The organism is Tropicimonas sp. IMCC6043 (assembly GCF_004146235.1).
Taxonomy (GTDB): domain Bacteria; phylum Pseudomonadota; class Alphaproteobacteria; order Rhodobacterales; family Rhodobacteraceae; genus Tropicimonas.
Genome location: NZ_SELO01000060.1, coordinates 1 through 16,170, shown reverse-complemented (window position 1 = coordinate 16,170; position 16,170 = coordinate 1). Strand labels below are relative to the sequence as shown.

The window sequence follows — 16,170 nt, the reverse complement described above, 5'->3', positions numbered from 1 at the left end:
GAACGCGGCACTGTGGTTTCTTCTCGGACGTCTTGCCATCTTTCGCTCCTTCTTCCCGGCATCGCTGCCGGATCGGGAGCGGAAAATCCACCTAACTCACCCGTTCAGATTTCCCGAGCCACCTCTGAACCACCTTCCAGTGCTGGAGGGTCAACGGCGGGCAGATAACGAAACGGTGAACAGGCCGGCATTGACCTTCCCGCACCGGAAGGTGGCACCAACGAACCGAAATGCAACGCGAAGAACTGGCAATGGCTTGAAAGAAAACATGAAAGCCGAGGGCGCGGAAAAGCTTGCAAAATACGGCATGTGGTCCTGTTGCATCGTGATGCTGACCCCGGTCGGCGCCTTTCTTCTGACGAGCAGCGCAAGTGGCGGTGCCTTTCAATCGTTTTTCGCCTTCGCGCCATTGGTTCTTTGCCTCGGTTTGCATCTTATGATGCACAAGATGATGGGACGTTCCTGCCATGGCCATTCTGACAAGAATTCCAAGGACGTTGCGCCGAAAAGGCAACTTATCGAAGGCCGCCCGTCGGCGAACATCGTCCCTGCCGCCGTGGAATGAAACCGTTGAACCACCGCAGTACCGCTCGACTGACGCTGCTTCTGATCCCGATAGTGCTTGCCGGCTGTTCCACCAAGGGTGTCTGCACGGGAGAGTTGCCGAGAAGGCCGGCCGCCCGTCAGAACCTCATGACCCTTCCGGATGGATGCTCGGTGAATTCCTACGGCGTCGGTGGCGTAGCTCAACTCGATTGCGAGGGCGGAAGGGTCAACTACGCCGTAGTCGACACTTCGGGGAGGGAAAAGTAGAAGCACGAATTGACCGGAGAATGTTTCATGGGGGTTGATCGTCGCCCCCCTGTCCGGAATCGCGCTTGCCGCCGGAGGAACCGCGGCTCGGAAATTCACATCGGCCCAGTTCGAAGTACCACTGGAGTTCGAGCGCCTCGACAATCCAGCGGGGTTCTGCAGGATCGACGGTGGCGAACGCAACGCCGCGTTCGTTGGTCTGTCCTCAACAGGAAACGGACCCGAAAGAAGAGATTGAAGAGGCACGTGTTCGTTCCGATATCGGCTAAGCTTTCCGGAGGAGAAGCCAGTGTGACCGATGTCGCGCCCGTTGCGTCCTTTTCCGATTTCTACGGCTCCTATTGCCGCGTTCAGACACAAAAATTGGCGGAAATCGAAGAGCGATCGAGCGTTGGGATCAATGTGTTGATCCGGCCCTTGCTCGGCCCCGAGAGCGGTCATGCGCTCGACCCGCAAATCACGACGAAGGAACCGGCGGAATGACCCGTAGCAACCTCCGGTACGGCATCCGTGAGAACGCGGGTCAGGTCACGCACCAGCTGATCCAGGTGATGCTGGTGGGTTTCGCCATCGGCATGACGCGGACGGTGGTTCCGGCGCTGGCGGAGAACGAGTTCGGGCTCGAGCGTGGCTCCTTTCTGCTGCTGGCTTCCTTTGTCGTAGCATTCGGCGCGGTGAAGGCAGTGATGAACTTCGTCGCCGGGCGTTGGTCGGAGCGGATCGGGCGAAAGCGCGTGCTGCTTTGGGGCTGGGTCGTGGCGCTGCCAATCCCCGTGATGATCTGGACCGCGCCCGACTGGAGCTGGATCGTGGCAGCGACGGCACTCCTCGGCGTGAACCAGGGGCTCTGTTGGTCGATGACCCAGACTGCAAAGCTCGACATCACCCGTGCCGAGGAACGCGGGCTTACGATGGGCCTCAACGAGTTCTCGGGCTATGTGGGCGTGGCGCTGGCCGGCATTCTTACCGCCTATGCAGCGGAATGGCTGGGAGCAAGAACCGGGCTTCTGATCTTCGGCATGGCCGTGGTCCTGCTGGCACTCGTCCTAACCATGGTCTGGGTAAAAGACACGCTGCCATGGGCCCGGGCCGAGAGCGCCGCACACAAGGCAGCGCCACCGAAGAACCCGCCGCGCTATCCCCGCGGTGTCTCCGAGCATCCCACGACGGCCGAGGTCTTCGCGCTAATGAGTTGGCGCGACCGGCGTCTCTTCGCGATCTCGCAGGCCGGGCTCGTCGAGAAATTCGTCGATGCCCTCGTCTGGGCGCTCCTCCCCGTGTTTCTCGTGACCAAGGGAGCCAGCCTGACCGAGGTCGGCTGGATCGTCGGCACCTACGGCTTCGTCTGGGGCGGTTCGCAGCTCTTCACCGGACGGCTCTCGGACCATGTCGGCCGGTTCTGGCCCAATGTGCTCGGCATGTGGACCTGCGGGGTGGGCGTGGCCATGGTGGTGCTGGGCTCGGGAGAGCTTTGGTGGTCAGTCTCGGCTGCGGTGGCAGGCTTCGGCATGGCGCTTCTCTATCCGAACCTCTCCGCGGCGGTGGCCGACATCACGCCGCCCGCCTGGCGCGGTTCGGCCATCGGCACCTACCGCTTCTGGCGCGACCTCGGCTATGCGATCGGCGCGCTGGGTCTTGGTCTGGCCGCCAGCCTCGCCGGCGCGGCCGAGGCCGCTTTCTGGTTCGTCGCGGTCTGCATGTTCATCTCGGGTGGTGTGCTGTTCTGGCTCTCCGAGGAAACCCACCCACGGCTCAATCCGACCGACACGCCGAAGACCGCCGATACCTGACACCATTGGACGCTGAACGTCGGCTGCAGTAGTGGCTCGACCAACCGGAACCGCCAATGGCACCATGGAGCGCGATGAAACAGTATTTCGCCGTGGACATGTCCGCCGGGCGCTTCCTGCGCAACACGCTTGCCTTCAGTGTGTTGAGCCTGATGCCGTTGTTGCTTCTCTATGTCGGCCTGACACCGGGCTTCGCGGGGCATCTTCTGGAGGGCGGCCCAGCATTGTGGCGCTTCCTGCGTCAGGTGGTGACGAATGGCCTGCCAGTGGTCTTCACAATAAACTACCTGTCGTTCTTCCTCCTCGCGCTGGTCAGGGACAGCGAAGGAGCGAAGAACGCCCCCTTGCGCCTGATCATCACTGACCTGCTGGCAAGGCTTGCAATCTTCATTCTTCTCCATGCGGCAATCTATTTTGTTTCCGCGGGATGGTTCGGTTCCTTCGGCGGTGACCGCATGACGGCGCTTCGCGTGGTGGGCCCGACGCTCTCCCGCTCGGCGCTATTCGAGAACATCTCGGGCGTCTATCTCTACGCGACGCTGATCAGTGCGCTGCCTCTGTACATCGCAGCCATGGAGCAGACCGCAAGAGAACGGCCTACCAGCCATCTGGCCAAATTGATCCGTTCGCTGCCTGGACGCATTGGAGCCGCTCTCATCGCACTCGTCCTGTTTGGCGTGTTCCTTCTCGCACTGAGCGCAGCCGCGTGGAGTATCGCCACCCTGCAAGGCCGCTGATCCATAAAATTACATCACTCTTCGGTGCCGACGGCGCCAAAGTCGACCTTATTCTGTGCATGGTGCCACACGGGGAATATCGGACGGCAAGTCGAGGTATCCCGCCTCACCTCTCGCCTCGCTCCCCAATTCTGCTGGCTTCAGAAATCCTTTCATCGGGGTAGAGAATGACAGACTCCCCGTCAGCGAGCCCGAAAACGGCTTCAGAGAAGGACTCGTTGCGTAGCCCGACTTCAACACTGCGCACGCGCGCACGGCCTTGTTCCGCTGCGAAGACTGCCCAGCCGTCACCGCGGCGAAAGAGTGCCGCAGAGGGAAACAGGAGTATGTCTTCCCTTCGCTCCAGCGTGATTTCGGCGACAACCCGAAAGTTGTGCTTGAGGTGCTGCCATTCCTGCTGGGGGCTCGTGAGGTCGAGGATCACCGGGACCCGAAATTCCTCTATGCCAAGGGCCGAGGTCTTCTCGAAACCAGCCGGGTCGACACGTGCCACACGAGCATCCAGTGGGGGGCCACCCCAGCCCAGGATCCGTGCCGGAGCGCCCGGCTCGACACGGACGGCATCAATGGACAGCAGGTCTGCCCGGATTTCCAGATCGCTCGTATCGGCCACCTCGATCAGCGGTGTCCCGGCAGCGACGACCGCCTCGCTCTCCTGCAAGACACGCAGAACCTCGCCTGACGTCGGCGCCGTCAGACGCAATTCTCGGAGTCCGTTGCCTCCTTGATCGAAGTCACCCGGCTGGGCCAATTGTGCCTCGATGGCGGCATGTCTGTTGCGCTGGACCTCCAGTTCTGCCTCCGCAGCCGCGAGTGCATGCTCACTCACGTCTGCCGCCCGCTTGGCCTCATCAAGCTTTTCGGCCGAAAGAACGCCTCTTTGGGCCAGCGCCTGGGCGCGTGCCAGTTCACTTTCGGCCAAATCACGTTCGGCTTCGAGGCGCCGGATTTCATGTTCTGTCAGCCTGATTGCCGCCTCTGCGGCCGTCAGCGTGGCGCCAAGTTCGCTCCGGGAACGCTCGTCTATGAATGCTGGCATGGTCGGCTGCAGGATCGCCAGGGTCGTCTCATACTTCGTGACATGGTCGCCGACAACGCGTGGGCTGCGAACGACTCGCCCGGCGACCGGTGCCGAAATGGTGTAGACGTTGCGCGCCCGCGTTCTGGCCTCTTCCGTTACCGTGATTTCAAGTGTTCCGGTTCGGACCTTGCCTATATCCACAAGAACCGGCTGCGGGCGCAGGAACCAGATTGCAAATGCGAGCACCGCCAGGACCAGAAGCCCCGTGACAAGCCGTTTTCGAAGGCCGTGTTCCACCGACTACTCCTTTTTCTTTATTTCCGCGACCAGATCGAAACGCCGGATGTGGCGTTTGGCGAAAAGCGCCGAGAACGTCGCGGCGGTCATGACCGCTCCGCTGGCCAAGGCGTAGGTTCCGCGATCCAGGGTCAATGGCATCCGCATCAAGTCGGCGGCCATGGCGTCGCTCATTACCCAGGCGATGATGTACCCGGCCACCCAGCCGAGCGGCAGCGAGAGCACGAGCAGGATTGCGAGTTCGCCAGCCAGAACCCAGAAGACCTCGTCCTCACCGAAGCCGAGCACCCGGAGCGTCGCCAACTCACCGGCGCGCTCGGAAAGGGATATCCGCACGGCATTGTACACCATCCCGAAAGCGATGGTGCCGGCGAGACCGGAGTAGATTGCAGCCATGGCGGTTACGATGACCGCAAGAGCCGCCTCGAAATTCGCCAACGATACGATCTGCAGTGCGATCCCGCTCAATACTGGCGTCGCCTTGATCTGCTCATAGAGCTGGTCGAGTTTCGCCGGATCAATGCGCAGGTCCGCCCGGTCGATCTGCGGGCCTTCGCGCAGGAGATGAGACAGTGCCGAGATCTCCATCGTTGCCTGAAGTCCGAGGTATTCTTCCGAAAGAGCCGCGACAGGCAGCGAAGCGCTGCGGCGCGTCCGGCCCAGTAACTCGATCTCGACACGATCGCCCAGCCCGACAGCAAGCGCATCCGCCAGCCAGGAGTTGATCGCGATGCCAGACTCTGACGGCGTGATTGGATGCCGATTTCGATCGACGATCCGGTTGAGCCTTGCGTCTGCCGATCGGCCGTAGAGCGTAATCCGACGTTCCGCAGTGCCATTTCTGATCCGGGCGGGAACAACGCGAACCGGTTCCGCGGCCAGCACTCCCGGCAAGCGTTGCACCGAACGAAGCGCATCTGGCGAACGCGGCATGACGAAGTCGATGGTCGCATCCTGGCGCTCCGAAAGCATGTACTTGACCTCGGCCAGATGCCCCATCGAGTCCGCCAGGTAGAGCGACGCAATGAGGATCGCAGAACTCATGGCAAGGCCGATCATGGTTAGCGCCGAACGTAGTCGGTTCTGGATCGCGCCGCGAAACGCCATCTTCGTCAGTGGAGGAATTGCCGAAACGAGACTGGCGAACGCCGACCCGTCATCTCGGTAGCGGGGCGGCAGTTGAGGGCGCATCGCGACCGCCGGCGAGAGTGCTGCGACGCGCAATGCCGCCTGCACGGCACCGGTCATGCCAGCCAGCGTCGGCAGCAGGGCCGCCGCGAGATAAATATCCGTAGCCGGAGCGAAGAGCAGCAGCGGAAACCGAAAGTAATCGGAATAGAGGAGCGTGACGTACCGGCCGAGGAGCACGCCCACCGCCGATCCCGCAAGAATTCCCGCAAGGCAGAGGATTGCAACGAATTTCAGGTAGTGCCCGACGACAGCTTGGTTGCCATAGCCAAAGGCCTTCAACAAGCCAATCTGACCCCGCTCCAGCAGGATGATCCGGCCGAGCGTCAGGTAAATGAGAAAGAAGCTGATGGCGAAGAAGACGGGGGGCAAGGTCAGGCTCATGCTGCGCAGCATGTCGAGCCCGTGATTGAGGAAGCCGTGCGAGAACTGGTCGCTGCGGCCGTGCGCGGCCTGCCCGCCATAGCGCGCCAATAGGGAGTCGACGCGCTGCAGTATCATGTCCTGACTGGCATCCCGCATCGTGGCGAGAAGCACCGAGTTGAACGCGCCTTCTAGATCGTAGATCGCCGCCAGCGTGCTTTCGTTGATCCAGAGGACGCCGAAGCGGCGGTCATCGGGCATGATGTCGCCCGGTCCAGAAACATAGACGAATTCAGGGGAGTAGGCTGATCCGACAATTCGCAGCCGGTATTTTTTCCCGTTGAGCGTGGCTGCAATGGTGTCTCCCGGGCGAAAATCGTGAGCATCGGCGAAAGCTTGGTTGACGACCACTTCCATCGCGGCGCTGGCGGCGGGCATGCGGCCGAGATTCAGGTATGGCCGGTTGAGCGCAGGCATTGTGCCGTCCGGCACCGTCACGAAGTGACCAGTGGCCGGTTCGCGCGTCCCGTCAATGTCGAGAAGCGCGGAAGTGACGATCCTGGTCTCGACGGTTGCGACACCGGGAATTCTGGCAATCTGATCTGCAACGTTTTGCGGAGCGCGCTCCGCGGTAGCGAAAACGTTCGCAAAGCGCTGACGCTCGTAATAGGCGATCCTGGTCTCTTCAAGCGAGCGATACGAGCCCATGGCCAGAAGCACCGTGGCCACTCCTGCAGCCATGACCAGCGAGATTGCGAGGGCCTGCGCCCACAGCCGCCTCACATCCCGCAAGAGTTTTTTGTCGAGCGGGGACATGACAAAACTATTCGCGAAGCAGGATGGTGCCCGCGTTGAGGCGCATCAGCCCAGAACCGAATACGCTCGTTCTTCAGCGGTGATCGTCGTCTTCGCCATCTTCGTGGTGATCCTCCTCGCCTGCGTGATGCATCATCTCCTCGATCTCCTCGGGGATATCGGCTCGCGAGAATTTCCTTTGCTCCCCGGCATCGTGGACGAACGCGATGATGTCGGCGAGTTCCTCGCCGGTGAGTTCGATCTGGCCACCGAGTTCGTCCTCCTGCATGGCGACCATGGCGTTGGCACCACGCCACATTCGAGCTGCGAATTCGAACGGGTTCATGACTTCGTCCATGGATTCGGCATCGAGAACGGGCGCGTCTTCTCCACCGACTCCGTTGATCGAATGACAGACGACGCAGCCCTTGGACGCGAACAGTTCCCGGCCACGCTCGGCGTTCATTTCCGGCATAATCAGGCCGGGGGCCATCATCCCCTCATCGGTCATGTGTTGGCCGCCGTGGGTCGCCAGCGCGGGTGTCGCTGCAAGGATGGACAGCGTCGACAGGATTGGAATGGTTGGCTTCATGTCGTTTCTCCCTTTCTGCTTGAGGTATCGGTAGGCGTTCCTTTCTTATGGCTGGTCACCGGCCGAGAAGCCGGACGGCGAGGGTGTCATTCAATCCCGTTTGCACGCTGCAATTCGCGGATGTAGCTGGCGATCCGGGCGACGTCCTGTTCGCTGACGCCATCGACGGAAGGCATGTCGCCGAATTCCCATTGGTGCGACGGAACAGCAGACTTCGATCCAGACGTGCCGCCGTTGTGGATTGCCCTGCGCAAGCGATTTCGCTGCAAAGATCAAGAAGATCGCCGAATAGGAAGCGAGTAACAGCCAGATTGCGGCAAGCGAGGTGGAGTCGATCATGACTTGTCTTCACCCGAGCCGTGGCCGCCGCGCATGAAGAAGTGCATTCCAAGGCAAAGAAGCAACGGCGCCCAGGCAAACATGTTGCTGTTCAGGATCTCTTCCTTGAACTCGATTCCAAGCAGCAAGGCGGCCACGGCAAATGCCGCGATCAGAAGGAGACGGTTCGGAGATGGCCAGCCGGAGCGTGCTTCCACGTGTTTTCGGTCTTCTTTGGCCTGTGTGAGGTGATGTGCCATTTCCTGCTCCTTTTGTCAGATTTTGGCGCGGCGCAGCCGCAGCGAATTCAGAACCACCGAGATCGAGGACGCGCTCATGGCAAAGGCGGCGAACATCGGGCTGATCAGGATGCCGAAGATCGGGAACAGGACACCGGCGGCAACCGGCACGCCCGAGGCGTTATAGATCAGCGCGAAGAACAGGTTCTGGCGGATGTTGCCCATCGTCGCCTGTGCCAGGCGGCGCGCACGGACAATGCCGTCGAGATTGCCCTTGACCAGCGTGATGCCCGCGCTCTCGATCGCCACGTCGGCGCCGGTGCCCATCGCGATACCGACATCGGCCTGCGCGAGAGCGGGCGCGTCGTTTACGCCGTCTCCGGCCATGGCGACCCTTGCTCCACTTGCCTGAAGCTCCTTGATGACCATCGCCTTGTCCTCAGGCAGCACGTCCGCCCGGATCTCGTCGATGCCGAGCCGCGCGGCGACCGCCCGCGCCGTCCGTTCGTTGTCGCCGGTCGCCATGATGATGCGGAAGCCGAGTTCGTGCAGCGCCTTGAGCGCCTCGGGCGTCGTCTCCTTCACCGGATCGGCGACGCTGACAAGGCCAGCGATCTCGCCATCGACGACCACGAACATGACCGTTTCGCCCTCGTCGCGGCGGGCGTTCGCCTTTTCGGTCAGATTGGCAACCTCGAGCCCGAGGTCCTGCACCAGCCTGAGGTTTCCGAGCGCGACCGGCCTTCCATCCACCGTGCCCTGAACGCCCTTGCCGGTGACGGCCTCGAAATCGTCCGCCTCACTCAGATTCACGCCGCGCTCTTCAGCGCCCGCAACGATGGCCTCGGCCAGCGGGTGCTCAGACCCCCTCTCGAGTGTCGCCGCCAACCGCAACACCTCGGCCTCGTCGTGGCCGGGTTGCGGGAAGACACCGACCAGTCGCGGCTTGCCTTCGGTCAGGGTTCCGGTCTTGTCGACGATAAGCGTGTCCACCTTCTCGAACCGCTCGAGCGCCTCGGCATTCTTGATCAGCACGCCGGCCTGCGCACCGCGCCCCGTCGCGGTCATGATCGACATCGGCGTGGCCAGTCCCAACGCGCAGGGGCAGGCGATGATCAGCACCGCGACCGCTGCGATGAGGGCATAGGACAGTGCCGGCGACGGTCCCCAGACCGCCCAGCCGATGAAGGCGAGCACGGCGACCCCGATGACCGCGGGAACGAAGTAGCCCGAGACCTTGTCGGCGTATTTCTGGATCGGCGCGCGCGACCGCTGCGCGTTGGCCACCATCTCGACGATCTGGCTGAGCATCGTGTCCGCGCCGACCCGCTGCGCCTCGATCACCAGCGAGCCGGTTCCGTTGATCGTTGCGCCAGTGACAGGCTCTCCCGCCACTTTTTCGACCGGCACCGGCTCGCCGGTAATCATGCTCTCGTCGACCGAGGACCGGCCATCGAGCACGATGCCGTCGACCGGCACCTTGTCGCCCGGACGCACCCTCAGCCGGTCGCCGACCTGAACGTCTTCGAGCGGGATCTCGTCTTCGCTCCCGTCGTCCCGGATGATCCGCGCCGTCTTGGCGGCAAGGTCGAGCAGCGCGCGGATCGCCTTGCCGGTGCCCTCGCGCGCCCGGAGTTCCATCACCTGGCCCAAAAGCACGAGCGTCACGATCACCGATGCCGCCTCGAAATAGACGCCGACGTGGCCCTCCGGATCGCGGAATCCATCGGGAAAGATGCCCGGCACGAGCACCGCCACGATGCTGAAGGTCCAGGCGGCCATCACACCCATGGCAATCAGCGAGAACATGTTGAGCTTCATCGTCCGGAACGAGTTCCATCCCCGCACGAGGAATGGCCAGCCACACCAGAGAACGACCGGTGTGCCGAGCACCAGTTCGATCCAGAGCGTGGCCCGTTCGCCAAAGATATTGCGCACGCCCGGGAACCCCAGATAGGGACCCATTGTCAGGATCAGGAGCGGGATCGTCAGAGCCGTGCCGACCCAGAAGCGCCGGGTGAAATCGACAAGTTCGGGATTCGGCCCCGCATCCGCCATCGCCGCGGACTCCAGTTCGAGCCCCATGCCGCAGATCGGGCAGGAACCGGAATGGGTCTGGCGCACCGCAGGATGCATCGGGCAGGTATAGACCGGCCCCTGATACCCTTCGGGAACCGTGTCGTAGCTGGCTTCAGCGTCACCCGAATGGCCGTGGTGCGCATGCGCGTGATGATCGTGACCGGAATGTTCTTCGGCTTCGCTCTCCGGAACCAGGTGCATCCCGCATTTCGGGCAGTTGCCGGGTTCGTCCTGCCGAATTTCCGGGAGCATCGGGCAGGTGTAGATGGTTGCCGCAGCAGAATGGCTCGAATGGGAGGCAGATGAATCGTTCATTTTTCCCGTCCAGATTCGTTCTCGTCTTGCTCAGGCTACCGCGTTCCAGTGGTGGTAAGGTCAAGCCGAGCTCTGAGACGTCAGGAAGCCGGGCAGTCACGTTGTCGTGACAGATCGGTTGACAATGTACGCCCTCACGCGAGCGGCTGTGCCGCAAGAAGCGCCGCGAAAGGCGAAGCGTCCAGGTAGTGCGGTTCAGTCTTCAAAATTTTCCGGAACCTTCCAGCTCTGGAACGTCGTTTGCCTTTTGAGACGCGTAGCAAGAGAAAGTTTGAGGGACTCCTCATGTCATACTCGAGATTTGCCGCAATGATCGCGACCTCCACGGTCGTGATGTTCGGGCTGATGTATCTCAACACCTACCTGCTCACCCACGTTTTCTGGTCGGAGACCCGTGCCTACATGGCGTTGCTGATGGGCGCGACTATGGCGATCATCATGCTGGGGTTCATGCTGTCGATGTATTCCAGCAGGACGATCAACGCGGCGATCTTCGGCGGCGCCGCCATCGCCTTCGCCGTGTCGCTCTGGCTCGTGCGCAGTCAGGTCACGGTCGGTGACACCAGCTACATGAGAGCGATGATCCCGCACCACTCGATCGCCATCATGACATCGAGCCGGGCCGACGTCTCGGACCCGCGCGTGCGCAAGCTGGCCGACGAGATCATCTAGGCGCAGGACAAAGAGATCGCCGAGATGCGTTATCTGATCGAAAGCATCGAAGCATCCGGCGATGCCGCCGCGCAAGTCCAGCCCGCGCCGCCGCGGATCGTGAGGCTCGAGGAGGCGCTTTCGACGGCACATGTCGCCGTCATCGATCCCGGCTTCCTGACCGAGGAGGATATCGCCGAGCTGTTTCCGGAAGGGGCGGTCGGCACCTTTAACTACACCACCGACAGCCCGCCGTCACTGGCGATCGGCGAGGTAAGTGGCGAAACAGCCGCCCTGGTCAAGCTTAGCGGGGACCTGGTGCGGCTCGACGCGACGTCGAGCACCGAGCTTTCGACCGAAGGCCTTAGGATCCGCATCAATGCGCCGGTGGACAGTCAGACGGCCCTCGAGTGGGTCGGACCGGAGCCGGCCGAAGCGGCCATGGCCCTCGAACTCGACGCCGGTCTGACCGCAGGATACCGCGGTTTCTACACCTGTCAGGCATGACATGGACATGCGACAGCGCTCGCCGCTCAAACGGCTAAGCTTTACCGGATGGTCATGCCGGGCCACCTCAGCCCCCATGGGCTGAAATCGAAGGTACAATAGGAACGCGAACTTCCCGATGCCGCCGGCCTTTGCTCCCAGTGCACGCCAGCCCGCGTCGCTGAGGCCAGCCGAGTCCGGCGGCAGCCAGTCCGCTTCTGTTAGGACATTCAGCGTCGCGACGATCGAACGGGTTCCAAACGACACGCGGGTCAGCGCAGTGAACCCCTCGGCGCGGCACAGGTGGCAGTCGGCATGCATGTAGACGACCGGTTGCCGGTAGGTGTCGATACCCGCCCTTTGCAGACGGAGCATGTTGTGCTGCCCGGTCATCTGGGCGAATCCAGACGAACGGTTTCGAGATGCTCCGGAACCCGAACAGCACGGCCAAGCTCATGCGCAACGCGCCGGCGGAGAGTGTCCGCCGCCACGGGTTCGCCATGGCTGAGATAGGTCATTTTCGGGGGCGGCTCGGCTTCCATCCAGCGCAAGATCTCGTCAGCGTCGGCATGGCCCGAGAAGGTCTCGAGTTGCACGACTTCTGCCTCGATCGGTCGATCCTGCCCGAAGATCCTGAGCCTGCGCTCGCCCGCAGCGAGCGCCGCGCCACGGGTTCCGCCGGCCTGGAGTCCGGACAACACTATCGCATTCCTCCGGTCAACACCGAAGCTGACGAGGTGATGCAGGATGCGTCCGCCAGTCAGCATGCCGCTGGCGGAAATAATGATCATCGGTCCCTGGCGTGTATTCAACTCCTTCGACTGATTCACCGTATTCACGCGCTTGGCGATTTCGTACATGGCGACGCAGTCTTCCCACGAAACGTGATGCTCGTCGTGGTGACGGTGGTAGATATCAGTCGCATCGATTGCCATAGGGCTGTTCAGGTAGACAGGAACGCGCGGGATCTCGCCGCTGTTCATCAACCGGGCAACGTGAAACATCAGGCCCTGCGCACGACCGACGGCAAATGAGGGAACGAGCGCAGTTCCTCCCCGCGCAAATACGCACTTCAGGACCGGCGCGAGTTCGGCCTCGTGGTCGATGTCCGGATGGCTGCGATTGCCATATGTCGACTCGCAGATAAGTACATCGGCACGGGAGAAAGGCCTCGGCGGGCGCATCAAGGGATCCGGGTCGTGACCGAGGTCGCCTGAGAAGTGAACGCCCACGCCATCGATGGTCAGACGAATCTGCGCCGCGCCAAGCAGGTGACCGGCCGGCACGAACTCGGCCGAAATCCCGTCGCCAAGATCGATGGGCTGTTCGAATTCCACCGTCTCGAATTGCTCGAGCGCGGCCTCCGCATCCTTCAGCGTATAAAGCGGAAGCGGCTTCTTGTGCTTCGAATAGTGCTTGCGCTGCGCATATTTCGCCTCTTCTCCCTGTAGGTGGCCGCTATCGGGAAGAATCAGGCCGCAGAGTTCGCGCGTGGCTGGGCTGCAAAGCACGCGCCCCCGAAAGCCGGCCCGGATCAGTGCCGGCAGGTATCCCGAGTGGTCCAGATGCGCGTGGGTCAAGAGCACAATGTCGATCGACTCGGGCCGGACGGGGAACGGCTTGCGGTTCCGGCGGCGCAGCTGTTTGAACCCCTGGAACAGGCCGCAATCGATCAGGATCCGGCGCTGCCCCCATTCCACCAGGTACCGTGATCCCGTTACCGTTCCGGCCGCCCCGAGAAACCGCAAGGTCGGATGGGAGAGTCGGGTCATGTCGCCGCTCTCCGCGAAACGGCAACGTTGAGCCCCCCGAGGTCCAGTGCGAGATGCCTGCCGTGGAAGAAGCTCTCAACCAGCCCAATCAGGAAGGACAATGGCGTCAGCCAGACGAATCCCAGCCGGATGGGTGCCCGGGCTGGGTTCATCGTGTACCGCGGAAAGAGGAGGTCGAGTGCGACACAGGTGAATTGGGTCGCGGCGTGAAAGGCTCCCAAGACCCAGCTCAACGGCGGGACTGGCAGAGCCTCAGCCAACACCGTTTCTTCAGCAGCCTCGCGACCCATGACGCGGGGACCGAATCCGAAACGCAGAGCGGCAAAGACGATCGCTGTGACAACCACGAAATGGACGAAGGCCATCATTTCATATCCTCCTTTCTGAGGCGGTTCGGTTCGAGTCTGTCTTCAGCGAGGCAGGACGACCATCTGGTGGCCTTCCCCCTCGATCGCGATTTCCCGCAGAACTGACAGGGAACTTGCATCAACCAGCCAGATTTTCGGTTCGTCCCGGCTGGAGACCATGACTTTTCCGGTGCCGGGAACTGTTGTCAGGTGATAGGGGGCCGGAGCAAGCGATGCGGATGTCAACTCGCCGGACTCGAGGTCGATCGCGACCAAACGGTCGGTCTCTTTCGCGGCGATCAGTAGGCGTGTCCCGTCATCGGACAGATCGAGCCCGTGGATTTCGCCCCCAATGTCGAAACGGCGCAGCTCACGCCCGCTTGAGTTCTCAAGCTCGATTACCTGCCCGAGACTTGCCTCGGCAGCGAAGATGCGGGTCCCGTCCGGGCTCATGACCAAATGCTCGGGCTCCTCGCCGGCAATCAGGTTGCGTCGGACGATTCCGCGTCCAATATCGACCTCGCTGATCGTCCCGTTTCCTGCGTTGGACACGTAGACGAGCCCGGGGTCCGCGCCAAAGACGGCGTAGTTGGGCAGAGCACCTGTCGGCACCCAGGCCACAAGCTCCAGGGACGAAAGATCTACGACCGAGATGCCGTCGCCTGCCGGATGCGTGGCCACGGCAGCCTTCCCATCAGGCGAAATCGCGACATGATGGACGGCTCCCGGAACTTCGATCCGCCGCACCACATCTCCGGTGGCAGCGTCCAGGATGCTGAGCAGACTGATTCCGGCATCCGACGGTCCGATACGCGCTTGCGGCGGCTTGGCGTGATGCGCGGCATGCGCGTCTTCGCTGACACCCGCCGGCTTAGCGGCTGCGATCGCCTCTTCTCGATCGACCTCAGCGTAGCTTCCCGCTATGAGAAATTTTGAGTTCGGGTGCCCGGCGAGCCCATGCACAGCTTCCAGGTGCTCGATCCGGCCGAGCTCAGTACCTGTTTGCGGATCGACGATGCGGACAGCATCGGCGCTACCTTCCGGGATGAAGGCTCGAAGTTCCTCGGCGCTTGCAACTGGAGCCGACAGCGCCGATGCGGCGGTGATTGCAAACAGCAGATAGATGCGGTGCATTTTCGGTTTCCTTGACGGATGAATGTGACAAGAGACTGCGTTAAGACGCGGAACGGGTCCGCACGGGAACGCCTGCGTCCGCTCCGCCAATGCGGTGGCGGTGGGGTGCGCGCTGACACCGTTTGAAAACCTTGAGCTTGGTTTCGCGTAAGCCCCCGCGCGCGTCAGGCGCGGGCAGAGAGCGGAGGCGGCGTTGGAACGACGATGATCTTGTCATTGCCCTCGGACTCACGCCCGCAGGTCCCGTTCCTACGTGCTCTGTGTCCGATAGGCAACGCATCCCAGCTAGGTGTTCACCGGTTTGGGTTTGGCTGACTCGTCCACTCACGATGGCGATACTTTACATTGAGAAATTGGTCGTAAGATGCCATATGATCGGTAGTTTCTCCCACTCAACGGTCTTCGGGAGCGAGTTTGGATATGGCCTATAACGCACGAAAAGCAGCACAGACAATCGCTTACTTCGCGCTGCGGTCCGGAGCGAATCGGATATTCATGCTCAAGGCGATCAAGCTTGTCTATCTGGCGGACAGGGAAAGCATTGGGCGCTATGGATTCCCGATTCAGGACGAACGCCACGTATCCATGCCGCATGGACCAGTGAACCTCTCCACCTATGAACACGTCAACGGTTCCTACAGAACCGATGCGACCGGTTGGTCTGAATTCCTGCGCGATCGGGAGGATCACATGGTGGCTCTGGCGCGGGACGATATCACCATAGACGATCTGGATGAGCTCAGCGACGCTGATCTCGAAGTCCTGGATTCTGTCTGGGAGGGCTTCGGTCATGTCCCGAGGTGGGACCTTGTAAAGTGGACGCACAATCCCGCCAACATTCCTGAATGGGAAGATCCCGATGGGTCGTTGGCGTCCATTCCGCTTCAACGGATCATGAATAGTGTGCGCGTTCCCAACGCTGATGCGCAGGTCACGGCGGTGGAAGACGCAAGCCGGATTGACGACCTGTTTGCGGCACTTTGAACCAGGCACATGCAACCAGCCGGAACGCTGCTGATCCCTTCCGGTCCATCTCACGATCCTGGGCGACGGCATCTCCATATTATCTGCAATGACACGGATGCGGATGGTAACAACCTAGGGTCAGGACTCATTTAGGCAGCCAGAAGATGACGATGGCTGCGATGCAGATGGCCGACAGGAACAGGTCTCCGCATCTGTCGTAGCGGGTCGCGATGCGCCGCCAATCTTTCAAGCGTGCAAAGGCATTCT

General features: G+C 61.8%; 15 protein-coding genes and 2 pseudogenes. 7 read left to right on the top strand and 10 right to left on the bottom strand.

Translation table 11 applies throughout. The features are described 5' to 3' along the window. The 4 genes from EU800_RS27725 to EU800_RS23765 form a co-directional block, all read left to right on the top strand. Nucleotides 1-565: DUF2933 domain-containing protein (locus EU800_RS27725; protein WP_242500795.1), on the top strand; the 565-nt coding region annotated here is incomplete at its 5' end. Between the two features lie 539 nt (nt 566-1,104). After that, nucleotides 1,105-1,296, top strand: coding sequence for a hypothetical protein (locus EU800_RS23775; RefSeq protein ID WP_129635982.1), 192 nt, complete (start codon nt 1,105-1,107; stop codon nt 1,294-1,296). Continuing rightward, complete coding sequence (locus EU800_RS23770; protein ID WP_129635981.1) at nt 1,293-2,603, top strand: MFS transporter; 1,311 nt, start codon at nt 1,293-1,295, stop codon at nt 2,601-2,603. Before EU800_RS23775 ends, EU800_RS23770 begins: the two co-directional genes overlap by 4 nt. 56 nt (nt 2,604-2,659) lie before the next feature. After that, nucleotides 2,660-3,340, top strand: coding sequence for a hypothetical protein (locus tag EU800_RS23765; RefSeq protein ID WP_242500778.1), 681 nt, complete (start codon nt 2,660-2,662; stop codon nt 3,338-3,340). 106 nt (nt 3,341-3,446) lie between these two features. On the opposite strand, the gene EU800_RS23760 is transcribed toward EU800_RS23765, so the two are convergent. The 6 genes from EU800_RS23760 to EU800_RS23740 all read right to left on the bottom strand — a co-directional run bounded on the left by EU800_RS23760 (nt 3,447) and on the right by EU800_RS23740 (nt 10,484). Continuing rightward, nucleotides 3,447-4,658, bottom strand: coding sequence for an efflux RND transporter periplasmic adaptor subunit (locus EU800_RS23760; RefSeq protein WP_129635980.1), 1,212 nt, complete (start codon nt 4,656-4,658; stop codon nt 3,447-3,449). Nucleotides 4,659-4,661: 3 nt separating this feature from the next. After that, a complete protein-coding gene (locus tag EU800_RS23755) occupies nt 4,662-7,025 on the bottom strand; it encodes an ABC transporter permease (RefSeq protein WP_129635979.1) in 2,364 nt (787 codons plus the stop codon). 73 nt (nt 7,026-7,098) lie between these two features. Next, a complete protein-coding gene (locus tag EU800_RS23750) occupies nt 7,099-7,596 on the bottom strand; it encodes a cytochrome c (RefSeq protein ID WP_129635978.1) in 498 nt (165 codons plus the stop codon). A gap of 86 nt (nt 7,597-7,682) precedes the next feature. Next, the gene (locus EU800_RS27035) at nt 7,683-7,850 is read right to left on the bottom strand and encodes a hypothetical protein (protein ID WP_165354822.1); all 168 of its coding nucleotides are present in this window, start codon (nt 7,848-7,850) and stop codon (nt 7,683-7,685) included. A gap of 81 nt (nt 7,851-7,931) precedes the next feature. After that, the gene (locus EU800_RS23745) at nt 7,932-8,174 is read right to left on the bottom strand and encodes a DUF2933 domain-containing protein (protein ID WP_129635977.1); all 243 of its coding nucleotides are present in this window, start codon (nt 8,172-8,174) and stop codon (nt 7,932-7,934) included. Between the two features lie 15 nt (nt 8,175-8,189). After that, complete coding sequence (locus EU800_RS23740) at nt 8,190-10,484, bottom strand: copper-translocating P-type ATPase (RefSeq protein WP_371685664.1); 2,295 nt, start codon at nt 10,482-10,484, stop codon at nt 8,190-8,192. 348 nt (nt 10,485-10,832) lie between these two features. On the opposite strand from EU800_RS23740, the pseudogene EU800_RS29185 reads away from it, so the two are divergent. Further along, nucleotides 10,833-11,216, top strand: a pseudogene (locus EU800_RS29185) (DUF305 domain-containing protein); the annotation flags it as partial. 27 nt (nt 11,217-11,243) lie between these two features. Continuing rightward, complete coding sequence (locus EU800_RS29180; RefSeq protein ID WP_371685663.1) at nt 11,244-11,705, top strand: hypothetical protein; 462 nt, start codon at nt 11,244-11,246, stop codon at nt 11,703-11,705. A 368-nt stretch (nt 11,706-12,073) separates the two neighbouring features. Here the strand turns inward: EU800_RS29180 and EU800_RS23725 are convergent, their stop codons facing one another. The 3 genes from EU800_RS23725 to EU800_RS23715 all read right to left on the bottom strand — a co-directional run bounded on the left by EU800_RS23725 (nt 12,074) and on the right by EU800_RS23715 (nt 14,937). Then, nucleotides 12,074-13,384, bottom strand: a complete 1,311-nt coding sequence (locus EU800_RS23725; RefSeq protein ID WP_242500776.1) for an MBL fold metallo-hydrolase — start codon at nt 13,382-13,384, stop codon at nt 12,074-12,076. Nucleotides 13,385-13,452: 68 nt separating this feature from the next. Then, entirely contained in the window at nt 13,453-13,824 is a 372-nt protein-coding gene (locus EU800_RS23720) for a hypothetical protein (protein WP_129635975.1), read from the bottom strand. Between the two features lie 42 nt (nt 13,825-13,866). Continuing rightward, complete coding sequence (locus tag EU800_RS23715) at nt 13,867-14,937, bottom strand: YncE family protein (RefSeq protein ID WP_129635974.1); 1,071 nt, start codon at nt 14,935-14,937, stop codon at nt 13,867-13,869. A gap of 420 nt (nt 14,938-15,357) precedes the next feature. On the opposite strand from EU800_RS23715, the gene EU800_RS23710 reads away from it, so the two are divergent. After that, the gene (locus EU800_RS23710) at nt 15,358-15,921 is read left to right on the top strand and encodes a Panacea domain-containing protein (protein ID WP_129635983.1); all 564 of its coding nucleotides are present in this window, start codon (nt 15,358-15,360) and stop codon (nt 15,919-15,921) included. A gap of 127 nt (nt 15,922-16,048) precedes the next feature. Here the strand turns inward: EU800_RS23710 and EU800_RS23705 are convergent. Next, nucleotides 16,049-16,170: pseudogene (locus EU800_RS23705) on the bottom strand (IS5/IS1182 family transposase); the annotation flags it as partial.

Coding starts and splice junctions, on each gene's coding strand:
- EU800_RS23770 (WP_129635981.1), top strand. CDS start 1,293: ATGACCCGTAGCAACCTCCGGTACGGCATCCGTGAGAACGCGGGTCAG.
- EU800_RS23765 (WP_242500778.1), top strand. CDS start 2,660: ATGGCACCATGGAGCGCGATGAAACAGTATTTCGCCGTGGACATGTCC.
- EU800_RS23755 (WP_129635979.1), bottom strand. CDS start 7,025: ATGTCCCCGCTCGACAAAAAACTCTTGCGGGATGTGAGGCGGCTGTGG.
- EU800_RS23750 (WP_129635978.1), bottom strand. CDS start 7,596: ATGAAGCCAACCATTCCAATCCTGTCGACGCTGTCCATCCTTGCAGCG.
- EU800_RS23745 (WP_129635977.1), bottom strand. CDS start 8,174: ATGGCACATCACCTCACACAGGCCAAAGAAGACCGAAAACACGTGGAA.
- EU800_RS23740 (WP_371685664.1), bottom strand. CDS start 10,484: ATGCTCCCGGAAATTCGGCAGGACGAACCCGGCAACTGCCCGAAATGC.
- EU800_RS29180 (WP_371685663.1), top strand. CDS start 11,244: ATGCGTTATCTGATCGAAAGCATCGAAGCATCCGGCGATGCCGCCGCG.
- EU800_RS23720 (WP_129635975.1), bottom strand. CDS start 13,824: ATGATGGCCTTCGTCCATTTCGTGGTTGTCACAGCGATCGTCTTTGCC.
- EU800_RS23715 (WP_129635974.1), bottom strand. CDS start 14,937: ATGCACCGCATCTATCTGCTGTTTGCAATCACCGCCGCATCGGCGCTG.
- EU800_RS23710 (WP_129635983.1), top strand. CDS start 15,358: ATGGCCTATAACGCACGAAAAGCAGCACAGACAATCGCTTACTTCGCG.